This is a genomic window from Leucobacter muris (assembly GCF_004028235.1).
GTDB lineage: Bacteria > Actinomycetota > Actinomycetes > Actinomycetales > Microbacteriaceae > Leucobacter > Leucobacter muris.
On the sequence record NZ_CP035037.1, the window covers coordinates 1,665,028 to 1,682,335 of the forward strand.

Below are 17,308 nucleotides of genomic sequence, written 5' to 3' on the forward strand. Positions count from 1 at the left end.
CTCTGTCGATCGGGCTCGTCGCGCGCCATAATGGCGGCAACGCGACGAATCGGTCGGAGCGCGACGAGAGGAATCGGACATGGGCATCGAGGATCTGGGCAAGCAGGCCTCCCGGCTGGCGGGCAAGGCCGGGGAGTTCGCGAAGCAGAACGCAGACAAGATCGATGAGGCGCTGAAGAGCGAGCAGGCCGAGGGCATCAGCGACAAGATCCTCGACGGCGCGGCCGGCCTCGCGAACAAGGTCACCGGGGGCAAGCACAGCGACAAGGTCTCCGAGCTGCGCGACAACCTCGACGGCAAGATCGGCAACGAGTAGCAGAGAGGCACGCGAGGGCCCCGCCCTGTGGGGGATGCCGGGGCCCTCGCCGACGCTATCGTCTCAGCGCCCCGCGAACGCCTGTGAGGCGGCTTCCGCCCCAGACCGCGGCCGCGCCGACGAGCAGCATCGCCAGCAGCCCCGCCGCCGTGACCGCGAGCGATGCCGCGCCCCGCTCGGGCAGCAGAGACCCGTAGGGCACCCAACCGTCGGTGGCGCCCCGCACGAGCACCACGGCGAGCCAGAGCAGCGGATAGGGCAGCACGATCCAGATCAAACGCCACGAGAGCGGCGGCCAGTCTCCGACGAGCAGCCAGTCGAGCACCACCGCGATCGGCAGCGCCGCATGCAGGGTCGCGCTCACCCACGGGGGAGCGGCGGCCGTGCCGGGCACGATCCCGTTGTAGACGACGGCGACCACGATCATGCAGGCGATCGAGGCGGCCCGTGCGAGCACGAGCCGAGCGTCTGCGGGCCGGCCCCGAATCGTGCGAAGCCCGCAGGAGATGAGGATCCCGCTGGTCAGCAGACTCGTGAGGTTGGTGAAGTACCCGAAGTAGTCGAGGGGGTTCGTTCGGTTGTGGCCGATGCCCTCGATGTAGCCGTACCCGAGCACGACGACGACGGTCGCCCCCGCCAGTACTCGCGCGGCCCCCACCACAGGCGCAGCGACGGGCGCCGCCACAGGTGAGGATGAGACGAGCGCGGGGCGTGCGAGTGACATGCGGGTCAGCATAGCCGCAGCGGCCCGGCCGCGCGCCGGCGACGCAGGTTACGCGGGGTACGGGTCGCGACGCAGCAGCCCCGCGAGATGCGCCGCGTTCGCGGCTGCGGTCTCGACGGCCGAGGCGACGGGATCGGGCGTCGAGTCGAGTTCGCGGTAGTCGGTCTTCTGCATCGCCTCGCCGTTCCAGTACACCGAGGCCTGCGCAGGGATCGTGAAGCCGACATCGCCGAGCGCCTGCGCAAGGATCGCCGTGATGTGGTGGGCGCCGTCCTCGTTGCCCACGACGACGGGGATCGCGACCCGATCGAACAGGATCGGACGCCCGGTCTCGTCGGTCTCGCTCAACTCGGCGTCGAGCCGCTCGAGCACCCGCTGCGCCACACTCGAGTGCTGGCCGAGCCACGTCGGCGTGACGAAGACCAGGATGTCGGCGTCGAGCACGGCCCTGCGGATGCGCGGCCACTCGTCGCCCTCGCCCATATCGGTTTCGACGCCGGGCAGGATGCGAGAGTCGACCGCCCGCACCGTGTCGACGGCGACGCCTCGCCGCTCGAGCGCGGTCATCACCTGGCCACCGAGCACGTCCCCGCTCGACGGACCGGGCGAGGGCTTCAGCGTGCAGTTGATCATCAGAGCCGTCAGCGATGCAGTCATGGGCCCACCGTAGGCGCGCCGGCGCGCGCCGCGAAAGGGGGTTCCCTTTCGCCGGGATCAGCGCTAGCGACCGCATCGGGGCACCACGAGGCCGATGGGTCGCGACGCGGGCCTCGCCGACGTCTACAGATCGGCGTAACGGGCGCGGAACACGCAGAACACTCCGTACGCCGTGAACCCCACCGCCATGACGGCGACCATCGCACCGCCGAGCGGCAAGGACCTCAGCGACTCGATCGCGGCGTCGAGGCCGCCTGCGGCTCGCGGATTCCGCTGCAGGGCGGCCTCGACGAGCAGCACGCCCACGACCGCGAGCGCGATGCCCTTCACCACGAAGCCGAGCACTCCGATCGCGGCGATAGCCGTGCCGGGGGCGCCCGGCGGCAGGGTGACCCGGTTGCGGAAGCTGCGTCGCACACCCATCACGATCCACGCGATCCCGCCGACCGCCACGCCCGCACCGATCAACCCCAGCAGCACGGGCCCGCCCGGGAAGGTGAGGAGCCCCCGGCTGGCCTCGCGCGCGCTCGAATCGGGATCCGGGCGCGCGCCGACCGCGACCGCGGCGGCGACGACCCCCATCGCGATGAACAGCGCGGCCTGCCCCCACTCGGCCACCCGCCGCGCCCACCGCTTCGGTCGATGCTCGATGCGCAGGGCGACGCCGTGGATGCCGTGGTAAACGCCGAGCGCCCACAGCAGCACCGCGACGGCCCACAGCGCCGCGAACCCGAGCGGGGCCGAGGCGATCGCGGTGAGGGCGCCCGCCTGATCCGTCTCGCCGCGCCCGCTCCACGCGAGCGCGAACGCGATGCCGCCGATGAGCAGGTGGATGAGGCCGCTCGCGACGTAGCCGCCGCGGGCGAGCACGCGCAGCGGAGTCTTGCGCTCCGCGCTGCGCGCGGCCGACTTCATCTCGGGTTTCACGCTTCGAGCGTAGCCGGTGGGCGCCCCGACCTTCGCGCCGCGAGGGGACGGGGCGCGAAGGAGGGGCACGCCATCTGACGACGTCGCCCGACCCTTGCGTCCTCCGCGCGTATTGCACAGATGAGCCGGGCAAGCAAGCCCCTGGAGCCGATCCGCTCGCGCTGGAAGAGTTGGGGGCGTCAACACGAAGGAGGCTCCACATGAGTGCATCGGACAAGCTGTCTGCCGGAATGGACAAGGCGAAGGGCAAGGCCAAGGAGGCCCTGGGCAACGTGACCGGCGACGACGAGAAGGTCGCCGAGGGCAAGGCCGATCAGGCAAAGGGCGACATCAAGAACGCCGCCGCGAAAGCCAAGGACGCCGCGAAGGATGTCTTCGATCGGTAGTCTCCGCCGCGATGGATCCCCGCGGCTCCCGGACGGGAGTCGCGGGGATCCTCGTTTGCGCCCGCGCTCCGACCAGTGGAGCGTACTCGTCGTCGCCGATCCCGGGCTGCCCTCGCGCCGCGTCGACCGCATCCGAGAACGGCTCGAAGCACAGCTCGAACGGTTGCTCGGCGCCCCGGTCGGGGTGCACGCCCGCACGGAGCTGATCCGGATCGACCCCGACGACACCCTCGACGTCTCCGACGTCAAACAGCTCTCGACCGAGTACGAGCACGTCGACGTGATCCTCATGGTCACCGAGATCCCGCGTCACCGCCACGGCAGGCCGCTCGTCGCCGAGGTCCTCGTCTCCGACGACGTCGCCATAGTCTCGCTGCCCACCCTCGGTGCAGGGGCAACGGGTAGCCGCCTGCTGCGAACCCTGGTGTCGTGCGTGCGGCAGATGCGTTCGGATCCAGGCGCACAGGATCACGCTCGGCACCGCATCGGCTGGGCGCAGTGGCGGGGGAGCCCCGACAACTCGAACCGGCTGCTGCAGGCGCACCGGCTGGCCGGGGGAGCGCGCACCGTGATCGGCATGGTGCTCTCGAACGATCCGTGGCGGATCGTGCCCAAGCTGTCGAGCGCGCTCGCGGCCGCCGCCGCGGCCGGCGCGTTCGGCGTCTTCTACAACTCGATCTGGCAGATGTCCGCGGCGCTCAGCCCGTTCCGGCTGGCGGTCATCAGTCTGCTCGCGATCTGCGTGATCGTGGCGTGGCTGTTGATCGGCAACCGGCTCTGGGACCGGCCGAGCCATGCGAGCGTCACCGAGGTGATCCTGCTCTACAACCTGTCTACGGTGCTGACCCTGGTGCTCTGCGTGCTGGCGCTCTACGCGTCGCTCGTGGTGATCATCCTGCTGAGCGCGCTCATCGTGATCGACCCCGATTTCATGGGCCAGGTGCTCGGTTCGAAGGCCCGCTTCTCGAACTACGTCGACATCGCCGTGCTGAGCGCGTCACTCGGCACCGTGGCGGGTGCGCTCGGTTCGAGCTTCGACTCGGACGTCGACATCAGGAGGTTGACGCACGGACAGCGCGAGCGCCAGCGCATGAACTCCGCCGAGTAGAGCGCCGCGCGCCGTCTCGTGACCGCCGCACCGCCGGGGGAGCGGGCCGGGGACTGGAGATCTATCGACGGCCGAGGCGGCGGTGGAGTTCCGCCCGCACCGTCGCCTCATCCGCGGCGAGCAGGCGCCGCAGCGTCTTCGCCGTGCGTGCCGAACGCGCCCGCGCGTACTCGGCGCGCTCCGTGTTCGCGCGATCCGTCCACACGCTCAGATTCACCGCGAGCCGACCGAGCCCCGCGGTGAACACCAGATCGATCTCCTCCGGCTCCAGCGCGGAGACGCGCCCCCACCCCTCCGCGACCTCGATGAACGCCGACGTCGGGTCGAGGGAGGATCGCGCACCGTGCGTGCCGGGAATCGCGAGATCGGCGATTCGCGGCCCCCACACCATGTCGCCGAAGTCCAGCACGCCGGTCACCCGCTCGCTCGCGGTGTCCACGAGAATGTTCGAGTCGTGCAGATCGTGATGCACGACCTGGTGAGGCAGATCCGCCAGGCGCGGCTCCACCGTCGCGGTGAACCGCGCGAGCGCTTCGTCGACCAGCCGTCGCGCAGCAGGATCGGTCACCGAATGCACCGTCGCCTGAATCGTTTCGACCGTGCGCAGCAGCTCCCACGGGTGCGCCACCTCGGCCGGAGGGGCCGGCCAATCGGCCAGCCCCGCAGACACCCGGGCCGCCGCTTCGCCCACGGCACGCATGAGAAACGGCGTCGGAAGCGCAGCGCTCAGCATGAACCCGTCGAGCCATTCCCCGACGTGAAGCGCCGCAGGGCCGTCCGAGGTCTCCGCCTCCACCACCTTCTCGCCGCTGAGCGCCGGCACCGAGCGGCCGGTGGGGATGCCGGAGTCGTCGAGGCGATCCGCTGCCCCGATCCGCCAGTGCGCGAGCACCAGCTCCCGCGGGCTTGACGCACTTGCCCGGAACACGCGTCGTGTGCCGTCGACGAGGTCGACGCCGACCACGGTCGAGAGCTCGCTGTGGAGCGGCGTGAGCCCCACCGCCTCGATGCCGTAGTGCTCGCGCAGTAGACGCGTCGACTCGCTGCGGGGAATGGTCAGCGTGCGGGGTGAAGGATTCCGAGAAGTCATGCAAACGTCCTTGCGTCGGTGAACATTGAGCCATGATTGGTGATCAATATACACACAAGGGACGCCCGAGGGTGATCACTATGATGGGCAAAGCTACGCGGCGAGGGTCGCCTCGGAGAGGATCTCGAGCACGAGCTGCTCGTAGATGTCGATGTGGGCGAGCACCGCGCGCTGCGCCTCGACCACGTTGCGCGCCATGAGCGAGTCGTGAATCACCTGGTGCTCGCTCACCAGCTGCTCGGCCGTGGCGCCGCGCTCTTCCTCGTCATCGCGGATCATCACGAGCACCATCTCCATCTCCGCGCTCATCTGCTCGTAGAAACCCATGAGCCGGTCGCTGCCCGTGAGCCCGACCACGGCGCCGTGGAACTGCAGATCGGCGGCGACCGTGCGGCGGGATTCGCCGGCGTGGAGAGCCTCGCGAAGCCTCTCGAAGGCGGCGGTGAGCCGGATGCGGGCCTCCTCCGAGGCGAAGGGCGCGTTGCGCGCGCCCTCCAGCTCGAAGGTGCGGCGCACCGTGTAGAGATCGCGAACGTCACGCGCTGAGAACGTGCGCACCATGGCGCCCCGGTGCCGTTCGTGCACGACGAGTCGCTGCTCCGCGAGCAGCAGGAGCGCCTCGCGCACCGTGCGGCGGGACACTCCGAGCATCTCGGTGAGCGCGATCTCCCGCAGCCGCGAGCCCTGGGCGATCGAACCCGCGAAGATCATTTCACGGATGCGGCCTGCGGCAAGTTCGGCCGCCGCCGGCGTGGAGGATGTCGTCTCGGTCACAGTGAGCCTTCCGCTGGAGTTCGAGCAACACCTTATCCGAAGTGGTGAGCAACCCGGGCGCGCTCGCCTTGACGGCCGCAGGGAATCATGCCACCCTGGCAATGATTGATGATCAATTATTCTGAGAGGAGTTGCGGTGGCCACCACGCGCAGGCAGTCCGGAGTTCACATGGCGAACGCATACGATCCCGCGACCGGGGCGGGGCTCGACCCCGCCACACAACGCCTGCTCGACCGTCGCGACCGCGTGCTCGGCCCCTCCTACCGGCTCTTCTACCGCGAACCCGTGGCGGTGCAGAGCGCAGAGGGGCTCTGGCTGCGCGGCATGGACGGCCGCGCCTACCTCGACGCGTACAACAACGTTCCCGCCATCGGCCACAGTCATCCCGCGGTCACCGCAGCGGTCGGCGCCCAGATCGCCACGCTCAACACCCACACCCGCTACCTCACCGACCCCGTCGTCGACTACGCCGAGCGCATCGTCGCCAAGTTTCCCGCCCCTCTCGAGCGGGTGACCTTCGCGTGCACGGGGAGCGAGGCGGTCGATCTTGCGATCCGGACCGCCCAGTACGGCACCGGCAATCGGGGTCTCATCGTCACCGAGCACGCGTACCACGGCACGACCCACGCCGCCGCTCAAGTCTCGCCGTCGCTGGGACCGAACAACCCGGTCGGAGACCACGTCGCGCTCATCCCATCGATCGACACCGCGCGCGCACCTGCCCACGAGGTCGCAACGCGGCTGCTCGACTCCGTGAGCGCCGCGATCGCCGACCTCAACGAACGCGGTCACGGGGTCGCAGCCGTTATTCTCGACTCGGTCTTCTCGAGCGACGGGGTGCAGGTCGAGCCCGCCGGGTTCCTCGCCCCCGTCGTGCAGGCCGTGCACGATGCCGGGGGGCTCTACATCGCCGACGAGGTGCAGCCCGGATTCGGGCGCACCGGTGAGTGGTGGGGCTTTCAACGCCACGGCATCGTGCCCGACCTCGTCGTGCTCGGCAAGCCGATGGGCAACGGGGTACCCATCTCCGCAGTCGTCGGCACGGTCGCCGCGCAAGAGAGGTTCGGCTCCGAGGTGCGGTACTTCAACACGTTCGGCGGCAACCCGGTGAGCATCGCCGCCGCCACCGCCGTGCTCGACGTGATCGAGCAGGACGGCCTCGTCGAACACGCCGCCAGGGTCGGGGGAGAGCTGCTCTCGGGCCTGCAGTCGCTCATGGGCGATTACGAGCGCATCACCGATGTGCGCGGTGCGGGACTGTTCCTGGCGGCCGACCTGGGCAGCCGCGACGCCGGGCTCAGCCCGGACCCCGAACTCGCGGCTCGTGTCGTGAACGCCCTGCGCGACGAAGGAGTGCTGATCAGCGCGTCCGGCCCGGCCGCGGCCACACTCAAGATCCGCCCACCGCTGCCGTTCACCTCGAACCACGCAGACCTGCTGCTCGAAAAACTCGAGCTGGTGCTGCGTCGCGAGACGCGCGCGTAGCACCGAGTTCTCAGGGCACACACGCCAGCGTTTGCGAGATCCGCGAGGGCACTGCGCGAGATCCCGGGGGAACGCACGAAGAAGGCCCCTCCGAGGAGGGGCCTTGCCGTGCGCGATACTGGGATCGAACCAGTGACCTCTTCCGTGTCAGGGAAGCGCGCTACCGCTGCGCCAATCGCGCCTGTTGAGGCTATTGAATTATACGGCGAGGTGGCGACGGGATTCGAACCCGTGTATACGGCTTTGCAGGCCGCTGCCTCGCCTCTCGGCCACGCCACCGTGGTGGTGGTTGACACCACAAGCGGCCGAGATGAACTCGGCCACTGGAGCGGATGACGAGACTCGAACTCGCGACCCTCACCTTGGCAAGGTGATGCGCTACCAACTGCGCTACATCCGCACGATCGCCCCGCTTCGCGTTTCCGCTGCCGTGGCGACCTGAACAACTATATGCGGGTCGGGTGTGCGACGCAAATCAGGCCCGGACGCCCGGGCGCGCCGCCTGCACCCGCTTGGGTTTTGTCTCGTTTTCTCTTCATTCGTCGTCTTTCGGGGCGGTAATCCACCCCCGGCGGGTGGAGTGCCGCTAGCGTTATCTGCATGGGGAAGCGCGGGCGGTCGGCTCTGAAACGGGGGATCGGCCTCTTGTGCGTGCTGCTGGTGGCCGCCGCCGCGGTGTTCGCGTTCTCGCACCGGCAGGAGATCCGCGATCACTTCGCGGCGGCGGGGTTCGACCCGGATCCTCGGGTGGTGGAGGTGATGGGGGAGCTCGCGCTCACCTCGTCGGGTGAACGCGTGTTCCTGGCGACGCAGCCGACGATCGACGGCAGTCAGAACTTCAACGAGCAGTGCTCGGAGGTCGATCATTCCGAGCACGGCCACGTGCTCGGCTGTTACACGGGCGAGCGCATCCACCTGTTCGACGTGACCGATGATCGGGTGGAGGGCATCGTCGAGGTCACCGCCGCGCACGAGCTGCTGCACGCGACCTACGCGCGGCTGGGCGAGGGCGACCGTGCGATGCTCGCCCCGCGGCTGCGCACGGCGTACGAGGAGCTGGCCGAGCAGGATCCGCGCCTGCGGGAGCGCATGGAGGTGTACGAGCACCTGTCGGAGGCGGCCTTCGCGAACGAGCTGCACTCGGTGCTCGGCACGGAGGTGCGCGAGCTGCCGGATTGGCTCGAGGAGCACTATGCGCAGTGGTTCGAGGATCGGGGTGCGCTCGTGGACATCTTCGAGACGTACCACTCGGTGTTCGTCGACCTGCAGCAGCAGGCCGAGAGCCTGGAGACCGAGATGACGGCGCTGCGGGGCGACATCGAGGCGCGCAAGGCGGCGTACGACGACGAGGTTCGGCGCTTCAACGAGGACGCCGCCGAGTTCGGCGCCCGCAACGAGCGCTACGAGTTCTCGGACGCGCCCGAGGAGTTCGACCGCATTCGCGACGAGCTCGCGCAGCGACGGGATGCGCTCGAGCAGACGCTCGCGACGCTGCAGGCCGACATCGACTACTACAACGGGCTCGGCGCGCAGCTCAAGCAGTTGGGCGAGCTCAGCTCGGAACTCGACCAGCAGCTCAACAGCGACCTCGCCCCGGTGACGACACGCCCGAGCGATTGAGCCCCGGCGCGGGTGCGAGCCGCGAGATCACGCGGTTCGCTCTGCGGGTGGCACGGAGGCCCCTCGATCCGTGTATTATCGTTCGGGTTGGCACGGATCGCTGATCCGGATCACGCGGGCGATTGGCGCAGTTGGTAGCGCGCTTCCTTCACACGGAAGAGGTCATCAGTTCGAGTCTGGTATCGCCCACCGCAGGCCGGAGGCCCCCGAGCAATCGGGGGCCTCCGTCGTTTCAGGGGGTGCGGCGCCTCACCCATTAGAATCGTGGGGTTAGTGCTTCCGTCTCGAAGGAGTGTGCCCCAGTGGCCGATGGCTTCTCCCTGTTCACCGATCGCTCGATCGTCGCAATGCGCGTCAACGGCGAGCTCAAGGATCTCGCGGCGACGGTCACCGAGACGGACACGGTCGAGCCGGTCGCGATCGACTCGCAGGACGGGCTGAACATTCTGCGCCACTCCGCGGCGCACGTGCTCGCACAGGCGGTCCAGCGCATCAACCCCGAGGCGAAGCTCGGCATCGGCCCGCCCATCACCGACGGCTTCTACTACGACTTCGATCCGGCTGAGCCGTTCACCCCCGAAGATCTCAAGGCGATCTCGTCCGAGATGCAGAAGATCGTGAAGCAGGGGCAGCGCTTCGTGCGCCGTGTGGTGACCGAGGCCGAGGCCCGCGAGGAGCTGGCGAACGAGCCGTACAAGCTCGAACTCATCGGCCTCAAGGGCGGTGCGGATCAGGGCTCCGACAACGAGAGCGTCGAGGTCGGCGGAACAGAGCTCACCATCTACGACAACGTCGATCCGAAGACCGGCGAGCTGTGCTGGAAGGATCTGTGCCGCGGCCCGCACGTGCCGAGCACCCGGGTGATCGGCAACGGCTGGGCGCTCATGCGCTCGGCGGGCGCCTACTGGCGCGGCAGCGAGAAGAACCCGATGCTGCAGCGCATCTACGGCACGGCGTGGCCCACGAAGGACGAGTTGCGCGAGTACCAGACCCGTCTCGAGGAGGCCGCGAAGCGCGACCACCGCAAGCTGGGCGTCGAGCTCGACCTGTTCAGCTTCCCCGACGAGATCGGCTCGGGTCTCGCGGTGTTCCACCCGAAGGGCGGCATCATCCGCCACGAGATCGAGACGTTCATGCGCAGCGAGCTGCTGAAGAACGGCTACGAGGTGGTCAACAGCCCGCACATCACCAAGGGCACGCTGTTCGAGACGAGCCAGCACCTCAATTGGTACAAGGAGGGCATGTTCCCGGCGATGCACCTCGACGAGGTGACCGACGGCGAGGGCCACGTGGTCAAGCAGGGCCAGGACTACTACTTGAAGCCCATGAACTGCCCGTTCCACAACCTCATCTTCCGGGCGCGTGCGCGCAGCTATCGCGAGCTGCCGCTGCGCCTCGCCGAGTTCGGCACGGTGTACCGCTACGAGAAGAGCGGCACGCTGTCGGGTCTCACCCGCGTGCGCGGGCTCACGCAGGACGATGCGCACATCTACGTCACCGACGAGCAGGTGAAGGACGAGATCAAGCGCCAGCTCGAGTTCGTGTTCGCGACGCTGCGCGCCTACGGCCTCGACGACTTCTACCTCGAGCTTTCGACGCGGGATCCCGAGAAGTCGGTGGGCACCGAGGAGCAGTGGGCGGTCGCCGAACAGACGCTGCGCGAGGTGGGCGAGGAGTCGGGTCTCGAGCTCGTCGCCGATCCCGGCGGTGCGGCGTTCTACGGCCCGAAGATCTCGGTGCAGGCCCGCGACGCGATCGGCCGCACCTGGCAGCTGTCGACCGTGCAGCTCGACTTCAACCAGCCCGAGCTGTTCGAACTCGAATACGCTGCGGACGACGGCACCCGCAAGCAGCCGGTGATGATCCACCGCGCGCTGCTCGGCTCGGTGGAGCGCTTCTTCGCGATCCTGCTCGAGCACTACGCGGGGGCGTTCCCGGTGTGGCTCTCGCCCGTGCAGGTGGTGGGCATCCCGGTGGCCGAGCAGTACGGCGAGTACCTCGACGGCGTCGTCGCGCGGCTGCGGGAGCGCGGCGTGCGCGCCGAGGTCGATCACGGCGACGATCGCATGCCGAAGAAGATCCGCACGCACACGAAGGCGAAGGTACCGTTCCAGCTCATCGCCGGCGAGGACGATCGGGCGGCGGGCGCGGTGAGCTTCCGCTTCCGCGACGGCTCGCAGTTGAACGGTGTGCCCGTCGACGAGGCGATCGAGCGCATCGTCCACGCGATCGAGACCCACGAGCAGGTGTCGACGGCGTGGACCGAGTAGAGTCGCTGCGCGAGACCGCTGCCGTCGGCACCCCCGATGACATGCAGCGGCTCTGGGTGCCGCACCGCATGGTCTACGTGCAGGATCACCACCAGCCGGATCGCAGCGACTGTCCGTTCTGCGCCGCTCCGGCGAGCAGCGACGAGGACGCGCTGATCGTGGCGCGCGGCGAGACCGCCTACGTGCTGCTCAACCTGTTCCCGTACAACAACGGGCACATGCTGGTCTGCCCGTACCGCCACATCTCGCAGTACGACGAGGCGACCCCCGAGGAGGTCGCCGAGATCGGTGCCCTCACCCAGACCGCGATGCGCGTGGCACGCGAGGTGATGGGGTGCGAGGGCTTCAACCTCGGCATGAACCAGGGGCAGATCGCGGGCGCCGGGATCGCGGCGCACCTGCACCAGCACATCGTGCCCCGCTGGGCCTCGGACGCCAACTTCTTCCCGATCGTCGCGAAGACGAAGGCGCTGCCGCAGCTGCTCGGCGATGTGCGCGCGTCGATCGCGGCCGCCTGGCCGGTCGACCCTGGGCCGGCCGACTGAGCCGAACCTAGAATGACCTACTGAACTTCAACCGACAGGAACAGGAGCTCCCGTGTCCGGACACTCCAAGTGGGCGACCACGAAGCACAAGAAGGCGATCATCGACTCGCGTCGAGCGAAGGCCTTCGCGAAGTACATCAAGGTGATCGAGGTCGCCGCCCGCATCGGCGGCGCCGACCTCTCGGGCAACCCCGCCCTCGCCGACGCCGTGCACAAGGCGAAGAAGAACTCGGTGCCCGGCGACAACATCGATCGCGCCATCAAGCGCGGCGCCGGCCTCACGGGCGACGCCGTCGAGTACACGACGATCATGTACGAGGGCTACGGCCCGAATGGCGTGGCGCTGATGATCGAGTGCCTCACCGACAACAAGAACCGGGCCGCCGCCGAAGTGCGCACGGCGCTCAGCCGCAACGGCGGCACCCTCGCAGATCCCGGCAGCGTGGCCTACAACTTCGCTCGCAAGGGCGTGCTCACCGTGCCGGCCGCCGACACCACCGAGGACGACGTGCTGCTGGCGGTGCTCGACGCCGGGGCCGAGGAGGTCGTGCCGACCCCCAACGGCGAGTCGTTCGAGGTGTTCACGGAGGCGAGCGACCTCGTGGGCGCCCGCACCGCGCTCGTCGACGCCGGCATCGACTACGAGTCGGCGGACGTCGAGTTCGTGCCGAACCTGAAGGTCGAGATCGACGCCGACACCGCGCGCAAGGTGTTCCGCCTCATCGACGCCCTCGAGGACAGCGACGATGTGCAGAACGTGTTCTCGAACTTCGACCTGTCGCCCGAGGTGCAGGCCGAGCTCGAGCACGACGAGTAGCGGATCACCCGCCCGGGCCGGGCGCGCCGACAGGTGCGACACCGGCCCGGGGATCCCGAACCCGACGAACGGAGCGGCATGCGCATTATCGGCATCGACCCGGGCCTGACCCGCTGCGGCGTCGGCATCGTGACCGCCGGCGCCTCGCGCAAGGTGGCCTTCGAGCACGTCGAGGTGCTGCGCAGCGCCGCCGACAGGCCGCTGCCCGAGAGGATCCACCGCATCGGCTCGAGCATCGAGCGGCTGCTCGACGGCGAGAAGCCGGCGGGCATCGCCCTGGAGCGCGTGTTCGCGCAGGACAACGTGGCGAGTGTGATGGGCGTCGCGCAGATCAGCGGCGTGGTCATGTATCTCGCCGAGGAGCGCGGGATCCCGGTCGCCCTCTACACCCCGAACGAGGTCAAGGCGCAGGTGACCGGCTACGGCAGCGCCGACAAGGCGCAGGTGACGACCATGGTCACGCGGTTGCTCGGGTTGGCGGCCCCGCCGAAACCCGCCGACGCGGCCGACGCGCTCGCACTCGCGATCACCCACGCCTGGCACCTGGGCCGTGGCGGGGCCGCGACGCGCATGGAGCGCTTCGATCGCTCGGCCGCGGCGCCGGGGGGCGAGACGCCGGCGCAGCGCGCGTGGCGCGAAGCCGAGTCGAAGCTCGGACGACGGCGCGGCGCGCGGTCCTGATCCCGCGTCTTCGGCGATGCCGGCCGGCCGCGAGCCACGCGATCCCGAGCGGCCGTCGAGCGCCACACGATCCCGAACTCCGCGCGGACGACCGGCGTAGACTGGCGAGTGCGACCGAATCGACCGGTTCGGCCAGCACCAGACGGAACTCTCGGCGGCCGGCGTCGATCGGCCGGTGTCGTCTCGGGTTCCGTGCGCACGCGATCAGGAGGGAACCCAGATGAAAGCCGCACGCTTCCACGGACGCAAGGACATTCGGATCGAGGAGGTACCGGAGCCGGAGCTGCGGCCGGGCGCCGTAGCCATCGACGTGGCCTGGTGCGGCATCTGCGGCACCGACCTGCACGAGTACCTCGACGGCCCAATCTTCTGCCCCGCGCCGGGCCATCCGCACCCGCTGTCGCACGAGGAGTCGCCCGTCACCCTCGGTCACGAGTTCTCGGGCACGGTGAGCGCCCTCGGCGAAGGGGTCGCCGATCTCGCCGTCGGAGACTCGGTCGTGGTCGAGCCGTACTTCGTGTGCGACGAGTGCGGCCCCTGCCGGGCCGGCAACTACCACCTGTGCGAGAAGATGGGCTTCATCGGCCTCGCGGGCGGCGGGGGCGGCCTGAGCGAGAAGATCGTGGTGGATCGCCGCTGGGTGCACCCGATCGGCGACATCCCGCTCGACCAGGCGGCGCTCATCGAGCCGCTGTCGGTCGCGCACCACGCGGTTCGCCGCTCGGACGCGAGCGCCGGCGATGTCGCGCTCGTGGGCGGCGCCGGCCCGATCGGGCTGCTCGTGGCCGCGGTGCTCAAGGCCGAGGGTGTGACCGTCATCATGAGCGAGCTGAGCGACGCCCGCAAGGCGAAGGCGCGCGAGACCGGCGTGGCCGATCACGTCATCGATCCCTCGCAAGAGGATCTCATCGCCCGCGTGCGCGAGATCACCGGGGGCTTCGGCGCCGACGTGGCGTTCGAGTGCACCAGCGTCAACGCGGTGCTCGATCAGCTGTTCGACGCGGTGAAGCCGACCGGCGTGATCGTGAACGTCTCGATCTGGGGCAAGCCCGCCCAGCTCGACATGCAGAAGCTCGTGCTCAAGGAGATCGACCTGCGCGGCACGATCGCGTACGTGCGCGACCACGCCGCGACGATCAAACTCGTGCAGGAGGGCAAGGTGGATCTCGAGCCGTTCATCACGGGCCGCATCGCCCTCGACGACCTGATCGACGAGGGTTTCGACACCCTCATCAATCGCAACGAGACCGCGGTGAAGATCATCGTGCACCCGTAGGGCGACGAGACCCGCGGCGGAGCCCGCAGCGGCGAAGGGGCGGCATCGCGGAGGCGGTGCCGCCCCTTCGCGCGTCGGGGCGCCTACCGGCGGGGCCGGCGGGGCCGGCCGGGCGGCGGCCCGCCGGCTTCGGAGTCATCGCCGGCGTCGTCGGCGGCGGAGGGAGCGTCGTCGGTGTCGTGGGCGGCAGCGGGATCGGGATCGGGCAGCACGATCGGCAGCGTGATGGCGCCCGTCTGCAGGGCCTCGTCGATGACCTGCTCGACCTGGCGCTGGCGGCGCAGCTTGACCCGGCTGAGGGCGCGCTGCTCAGGCAGGCTCCACCCGAAGCGCACGGCGAGCAGCCGCACGGCCGTCGTCACGACCACGCACACGACGCCGCAGATCACGACCGGCACGTCGAAGGCCAGCAGCACGGTGAGCACCGACACCCCACCAGGCTCGCGACCGCGTAGAGCGACCCGACGTGCATCACGGCGATCGGCAGGTTGAGCATCACGTCGCGCAGCGCGCCGCCGCCGACGGCGGAGACCACGCCGATGAAGAGGGAGGGCACGATCGGCAACCCCATCGCGAGCGCCTTCGTGGTGCCGATGGCGCCGAACATGCCGATGCCGATCGCGTCGAGCAGCGAGATGAACGGGTCGAGGCGGCGGAACACGCGGGGCAGCAGCATGCCGAGCAGCGCGGCGCCGATCGACACGATCAGGTAGAGGTTGTTCGAGAACGCGGCGGGCGTCGTGCCGAGCAGCATATCGCGCAGCAGGCCGCCCCCGATGCCGGTCGCCACGCCGATGAACGCGACGCCGAGCAGGTCGATGCGCTTGAAGCCCGCCGCGAAGAGGGCGCCCTGCAGACTGCCGGCGGCCACCGCGACGAGGTCGGCGGCGAGCGGCGTCTGGAACGTCTGGTCGAGCACCCGTCCATTCTCGCGCACTCGCCCGGCCCGGCGCAGGGCGTCCTCGGCGGCGGGGCGGGGAGCGGCCGGGATCCCGGCGGATCGCGGATCGCGGATGCGGGCGCGATCCCGACTCGCCGGCACCCGGCGGACGACCGCCGGGTGCGACAATGGTCGGGTGCCCCTCTACCGCGAAGAAGGCGTCGTGCTGCGCACCCACAAGCTGGGCGAGGCCGACCGCATCGTCACGCTGCTCACGCGCGGACGGGGCCTGCTGCGCGCCGTCGCGAAGGGCGTGCGCCGCACCTCGTCGAAGTTCGGTGCGCGGCTCGAGCCCTTCATGGTGGCCGACATCCAGTGCTTCGAGGGGCGCACGCTCGACACCATCACGCAGGCCGAGACGCTGGGCGCCTACGGGCCCGCGATCAGCTCCGACTACGATCGCTACCGCGCGGGCAGCGTGATGGTCGAGACCGCCGAGCGCCTGGCCGAGGGGGCCCCGTCGCGCGAGCAGTACGCGCTGCTGGTGGGGGCGCTGCGCACGCTCGCCGCGGCGAAGATCCCGGCCGATCTCGTGCGCGACGGCTACCTGCTGCGGGCGATGAGCCTCGCGGGGTGGACGCCCGGTTTCGACGCGTGCGTGAACTGCGGCGCCCCCGGGCCGCACACCGCGGTCGCGGTGCAGCTCGGCGGGGTGACCTGCGAGAACTGCCGGCTGCCGGGCTCGCCGCGGCTCGATCCGGGCTCGGTCTCGCTGCTCGCCGCGCTGCTCGCCGGAGACTGGGACGCCGCGCTCGCGAGCGGAGAGCGGGAGCGCGGCCAGGCGGCCGGGATCGCGGCGGCCTACACGCAGTTCCACCTCGAGCGCGGGCTGCGGGCGTTCGGATCCTCGCGCCAATAGACTTTCCCCCATGCATCACGCCCCCGACAGCCTCGTCCCGGTCGACTGGACCGGCGAGCAGCCGCCCGCGTTCGCCGGACCCGCTCCGCAGCACGTCGCGATCGTCATGGACGGCAACGGGCGATGGGCGAACCGTCGGGGGCTGCCCCGCGTCGAGGGGCACCGCATGGGGGAGCAGGCGCTGCTCGACGTGGTGGCCGGCGCGATCCAGGCGGGCGTGAAGCACCTGAGCGTGTACGCGTTCTCGACCGAGAACTGGCGCCGTTCGCCCGACGAGGTGCGCTTCCTGATGGGCTTCAACCGCGACGTGCTGCGCCGCCGCCGCGCCCAGCTCGACGCGTGGAACGTGCGCATGCGCTGGGCCGGCCGCAGACCCAGGCTCTGGGGGTCGGTGATCAGCGAGTTGAAGGCGTCCGAGCGCGCGACGGCCCAGAACACCGGCCTCACGCTCACCATGTGCGTCAACTACGGGGGCCGCAACGAGCTCACCGACGCGGTGCGGGCGGTCGCGGCGGAGGTCGAGGCGGGGCGGCTGAGCTCGCGCGGCATCACGGAGCGCACGATCGAGCGCCACCTCTACGTGCCGGAGTTGCCGGACGTGGATCTGTTCCTGCGCAGCTCGGGGGAGCAGCGCATCAGCAACTTCATGCTGTGGCAGTCGGCGTACGCCGAGATGGTGTTCCTCGACACGCTCTGGCCGGATTTCGGGCGGCGGGAGCTGTGGCGCGCGATCCAGATCTATCACGCGCGCGACCGCCGCTTCGGCGGCGCCGTCGACCAGCCGACCGCGGAGGGCTGACGCGGCCTCGCCGAGTGATGAGAGAATGGGGCC

Annotated in this window: 19 protein-coding genes, 4 tRNA genes and 1 pseudogene; 13 read left to right on the forward strand and 11 right to left on the reverse strand. The window is 69.8% G+C overall.

The window, feature by feature from the left end; all coding sequences use genetic code 11:
* The first annotated feature begins 79 nt into the window (after window positions 1–79).
* The gene (locus Leucomu_RS07820) at window positions 80–316 is read left to right on the forward strand and encodes an Rv0909 family putative TA system antitoxin (RefSeq protein WP_017882517.1); all 237 of its coding nucleotides are present in this window, start codon (window positions 80–82) and stop codon (window positions 314–316) included.
* Window positions 317–371: 55 nt separating this feature from the next.
* Here the strand turns inward: Leucomu_RS07820 and Leucomu_RS07825 are convergent, their stop codons facing one another.
* The 3 genes from Leucomu_RS07825 to Leucomu_RS07835 all read right to left on the reverse strand — a co-directional run bounded on the left by Leucomu_RS07825 (window position 372) and on the right by Leucomu_RS07835 (window position 2,624).
* The gene (locus Leucomu_RS07825; protein WP_228407038.1) at window positions 372–1,040 is read right to left on the reverse strand and encodes a Pr6Pr family membrane protein; all 669 of its coding nucleotides are present in this window, start codon (window positions 1,038–1,040) and stop codon (window positions 372–374) included.
* A gap of 48 nt (window positions 1,041–1,088) precedes the next feature.
* On the reverse strand, window positions 1,089–1,697 hold the full coding sequence (locus tag Leucomu_RS07830; RefSeq protein WP_164884526.1) for a flavodoxin family protein: 609 nt from the start codon (window positions 1,695–1,697) through the stop codon (window positions 1,089–1,091).
* Between the two features lie 123 nt (window positions 1,698–1,820).
* A complete protein-coding gene (locus tag Leucomu_RS07835; RefSeq protein ID WP_128386860.1) occupies window positions 1,821–2,624 on the reverse strand; it encodes a DUF1206 domain-containing protein in 804 nt (267 codons plus the stop codon).
* 200 nt (window positions 2,625–2,824) lie between these two features.
* Between Leucomu_RS07835 and Leucomu_RS07840 the strand changes: the two genes are divergently transcribed.
* On the forward strand, window positions 2,825–3,010 hold the full coding sequence (locus Leucomu_RS07840) for a CsbD family protein (RefSeq protein WP_128386861.1): 186 nt from the start codon (window positions 2,825–2,827) through the stop codon (window positions 3,008–3,010).
* A gap of 55 nt (window positions 3,011–3,065) precedes the next feature.
* Window positions 3,066–4,118 (forward strand): hypothetical protein, encoded by a 1,053-nt coding sequence (locus Leucomu_RS07845; RefSeq protein WP_128386862.1) that lies wholly within the window; start codon window positions 3,066–3,068, stop codon window positions 4,116–4,118.
* A gap of 61 nt (window positions 4,119–4,179) precedes the next feature.
* Here Leucomu_RS07845 and Leucomu_RS07850 read toward each other — a convergent pair whose 3' ends face one another.
* Both Leucomu_RS07850 and Leucomu_RS07855 read right to left on the reverse strand, forming a co-directional pair.
* On the reverse strand, window positions 4,180–5,208 hold the full coding sequence (locus Leucomu_RS07850) for a phosphotransferase (protein WP_128386863.1): 1,029 nt from the start codon (window positions 5,206–5,208) through the stop codon (window positions 4,180–4,182).
* Between the two features lie 93 nt (window positions 5,209–5,301).
* Window positions 5,302–5,982, reverse strand: a complete 681-nt coding sequence (locus Leucomu_RS07855) for a GntR family transcriptional regulator (RefSeq protein ID WP_128386864.1) — start codon at window positions 5,980–5,982, stop codon at window positions 5,302–5,304.
* Window positions 5,983–6,151: 169 nt separating this feature from the next.
* Between Leucomu_RS07855 and Leucomu_RS07860 the strand changes: the two genes are divergently transcribed.
* The gene (locus Leucomu_RS07860; RefSeq protein ID WP_128386865.1) at window positions 6,152–7,468 is read left to right on the forward strand and encodes an aspartate aminotransferase family protein; all 1,317 of its coding nucleotides are present in this window, start codon (window positions 6,152–6,154) and stop codon (window positions 7,466–7,468) included.
* 109 nt (window positions 7,469–7,577) lie between these two features.
* On the opposite strand, the gene Leucomu_RS07865 is transcribed toward Leucomu_RS07860, so the two are convergent.
* The 3 genes from Leucomu_RS07865 to Leucomu_RS07875 form a co-directional block, all read right to left on the reverse strand.
* Window positions 7,578–7,649, reverse strand: a tRNA-Val gene (locus tag Leucomu_RS07865).
* A gap of 27 nt (window positions 7,650–7,676) precedes the next feature.
* Window positions 7,677–7,747 (reverse strand) — tRNA-Cys (locus Leucomu_RS07870).
* 45 nt (window positions 7,748–7,792) lie between these two features.
* Window positions 7,793–7,868, reverse strand: a tRNA-Gly gene (locus tag Leucomu_RS07875).
* 251 nt (window positions 7,869–8,119) lie between these two features.
* Here Leucomu_RS07875 and Leucomu_RS07880 point away from each other — a divergent pair.
* The 7 genes from Leucomu_RS07880 (at window position 8,120) to Leucomu_RS07910 (ending at window position 14,677) form a co-directional block, all read left to right on the forward strand.
* Complete coding sequence (locus tag Leucomu_RS07880; protein WP_228407373.1) at window positions 8,120–9,088, forward strand: hypothetical protein; 969 nt, start codon at window positions 8,120–8,122, stop codon at window positions 9,086–9,088.
* 116 nt (window positions 9,089–9,204) lie between these two features.
* A tRNA-Val gene (locus tag Leucomu_RS07885) sits at window positions 9,205–9,277 on the forward strand.
* A gap of 158 nt (window positions 9,278–9,435) precedes the next feature.
* Window positions 9,436–11,358 carry a threonine--tRNA ligase gene (gene thrS, locus Leucomu_RS07890; protein WP_228407374.1) on the forward strand — a complete coding sequence of 641 codons (1,923 nt, stop codon included), beginning with the start codon at window positions 9,436–9,438 and terminating at the stop codon, window positions 11,356–11,358.
* Window positions 11,359–11,399: 41 nt separating this feature from the next.
* Window positions 11,400–11,903 (forward strand): HIT family protein, encoded by a 504-nt coding sequence (locus tag Leucomu_RS07895; protein WP_081611553.1) that lies wholly within the window; start codon window positions 11,400–11,402, stop codon window positions 11,901–11,903.
* A 52-nt stretch (window positions 11,904–11,955) separates the two neighbouring features.
* Window positions 11,956–12,720 (forward strand): YebC/PmpR family DNA-binding transcriptional regulator, encoded by a 765-nt coding sequence (locus Leucomu_RS07900; RefSeq protein WP_017882498.1) that lies wholly within the window; start codon window positions 11,956–11,958, stop codon window positions 12,718–12,720.
* Between the two features lie 78 nt (window positions 12,721–12,798).
* Window positions 12,799–13,401, forward strand: coding sequence for a crossover junction endodeoxyribonuclease RuvC (gene ruvC, locus Leucomu_RS07905; protein ID WP_017882497.1), 603 nt, complete (start codon window positions 12,799–12,801; stop codon window positions 13,399–13,401).
* A gap of 220 nt (window positions 13,402–13,621) precedes the next feature.
* Entirely contained in the window at window positions 13,622–14,677 is a 1,056-nt protein-coding gene (locus Leucomu_RS07910) for a 2,3-butanediol dehydrogenase (RefSeq protein WP_128386868.1), read from the forward strand.
* An 83-nt stretch (window positions 14,678–14,760) separates the two neighbouring features.
* On the opposite strand, the gene Leucomu_RS15930 is transcribed toward Leucomu_RS07910, so the two are convergent.
* The 3 genes and pseudogenes from Leucomu_RS15930 to Leucomu_RS15940 form a co-directional block, all read right to left on the reverse strand.
* The gene (locus Leucomu_RS15930) at window positions 14,761–15,108 is read right to left on the reverse strand and encodes a hypothetical protein (protein ID WP_407656639.1); all 348 of its coding nucleotides are present in this window, start codon (window positions 15,106–15,108) and stop codon (window positions 14,761–14,763) included.
* The gene (locus tag Leucomu_RS15935) at window positions 15,063–15,353 is read right to left on the reverse strand and encodes a trimeric intracellular cation channel family protein (RefSeq protein ID WP_407656658.1); all 291 of its coding nucleotides are present in this window, start codon (window positions 15,351–15,353) and stop codon (window positions 15,063–15,065) included. The genes Leucomu_RS15930 and Leucomu_RS15935 overlap by 46 nt, the downstream gene beginning before the upstream one ends.
* 51 nt (window positions 15,354–15,404) lie before the next feature.
* A pseudogene (locus Leucomu_RS15940) lies at window positions 15,405–15,719 on the reverse strand (TRIC cation channel family protein); the annotation flags it as partial.
* A 34-nt stretch (window positions 15,720–15,753) separates the two neighbouring features.
* On the opposite strand from Leucomu_RS15940, the gene recO reads away from it, so the two are divergent.
* Together recO and Leucomu_RS07925 are read left to right on the forward strand one after the other, a co-directional pair.
* Entirely contained in the window at window positions 15,754–16,476 is a 723-nt protein-coding gene (recO, locus tag Leucomu_RS07920; protein ID WP_128386869.1) for a DNA repair protein RecO, read from the forward strand.
* 10 nt (window positions 16,477–16,486) lie between these two features.
* Window positions 16,487–17,275 carry an isoprenyl transferase gene (locus tag Leucomu_RS07925; protein ID WP_017882493.1) on the forward strand — a complete coding sequence of 263 codons (789 nt, stop codon included), beginning with the start codon at window positions 16,487–16,489 and terminating at the stop codon, window positions 17,273–17,275.
* Window positions 17,276–17,308: the final 33 nt, after the last annotated feature.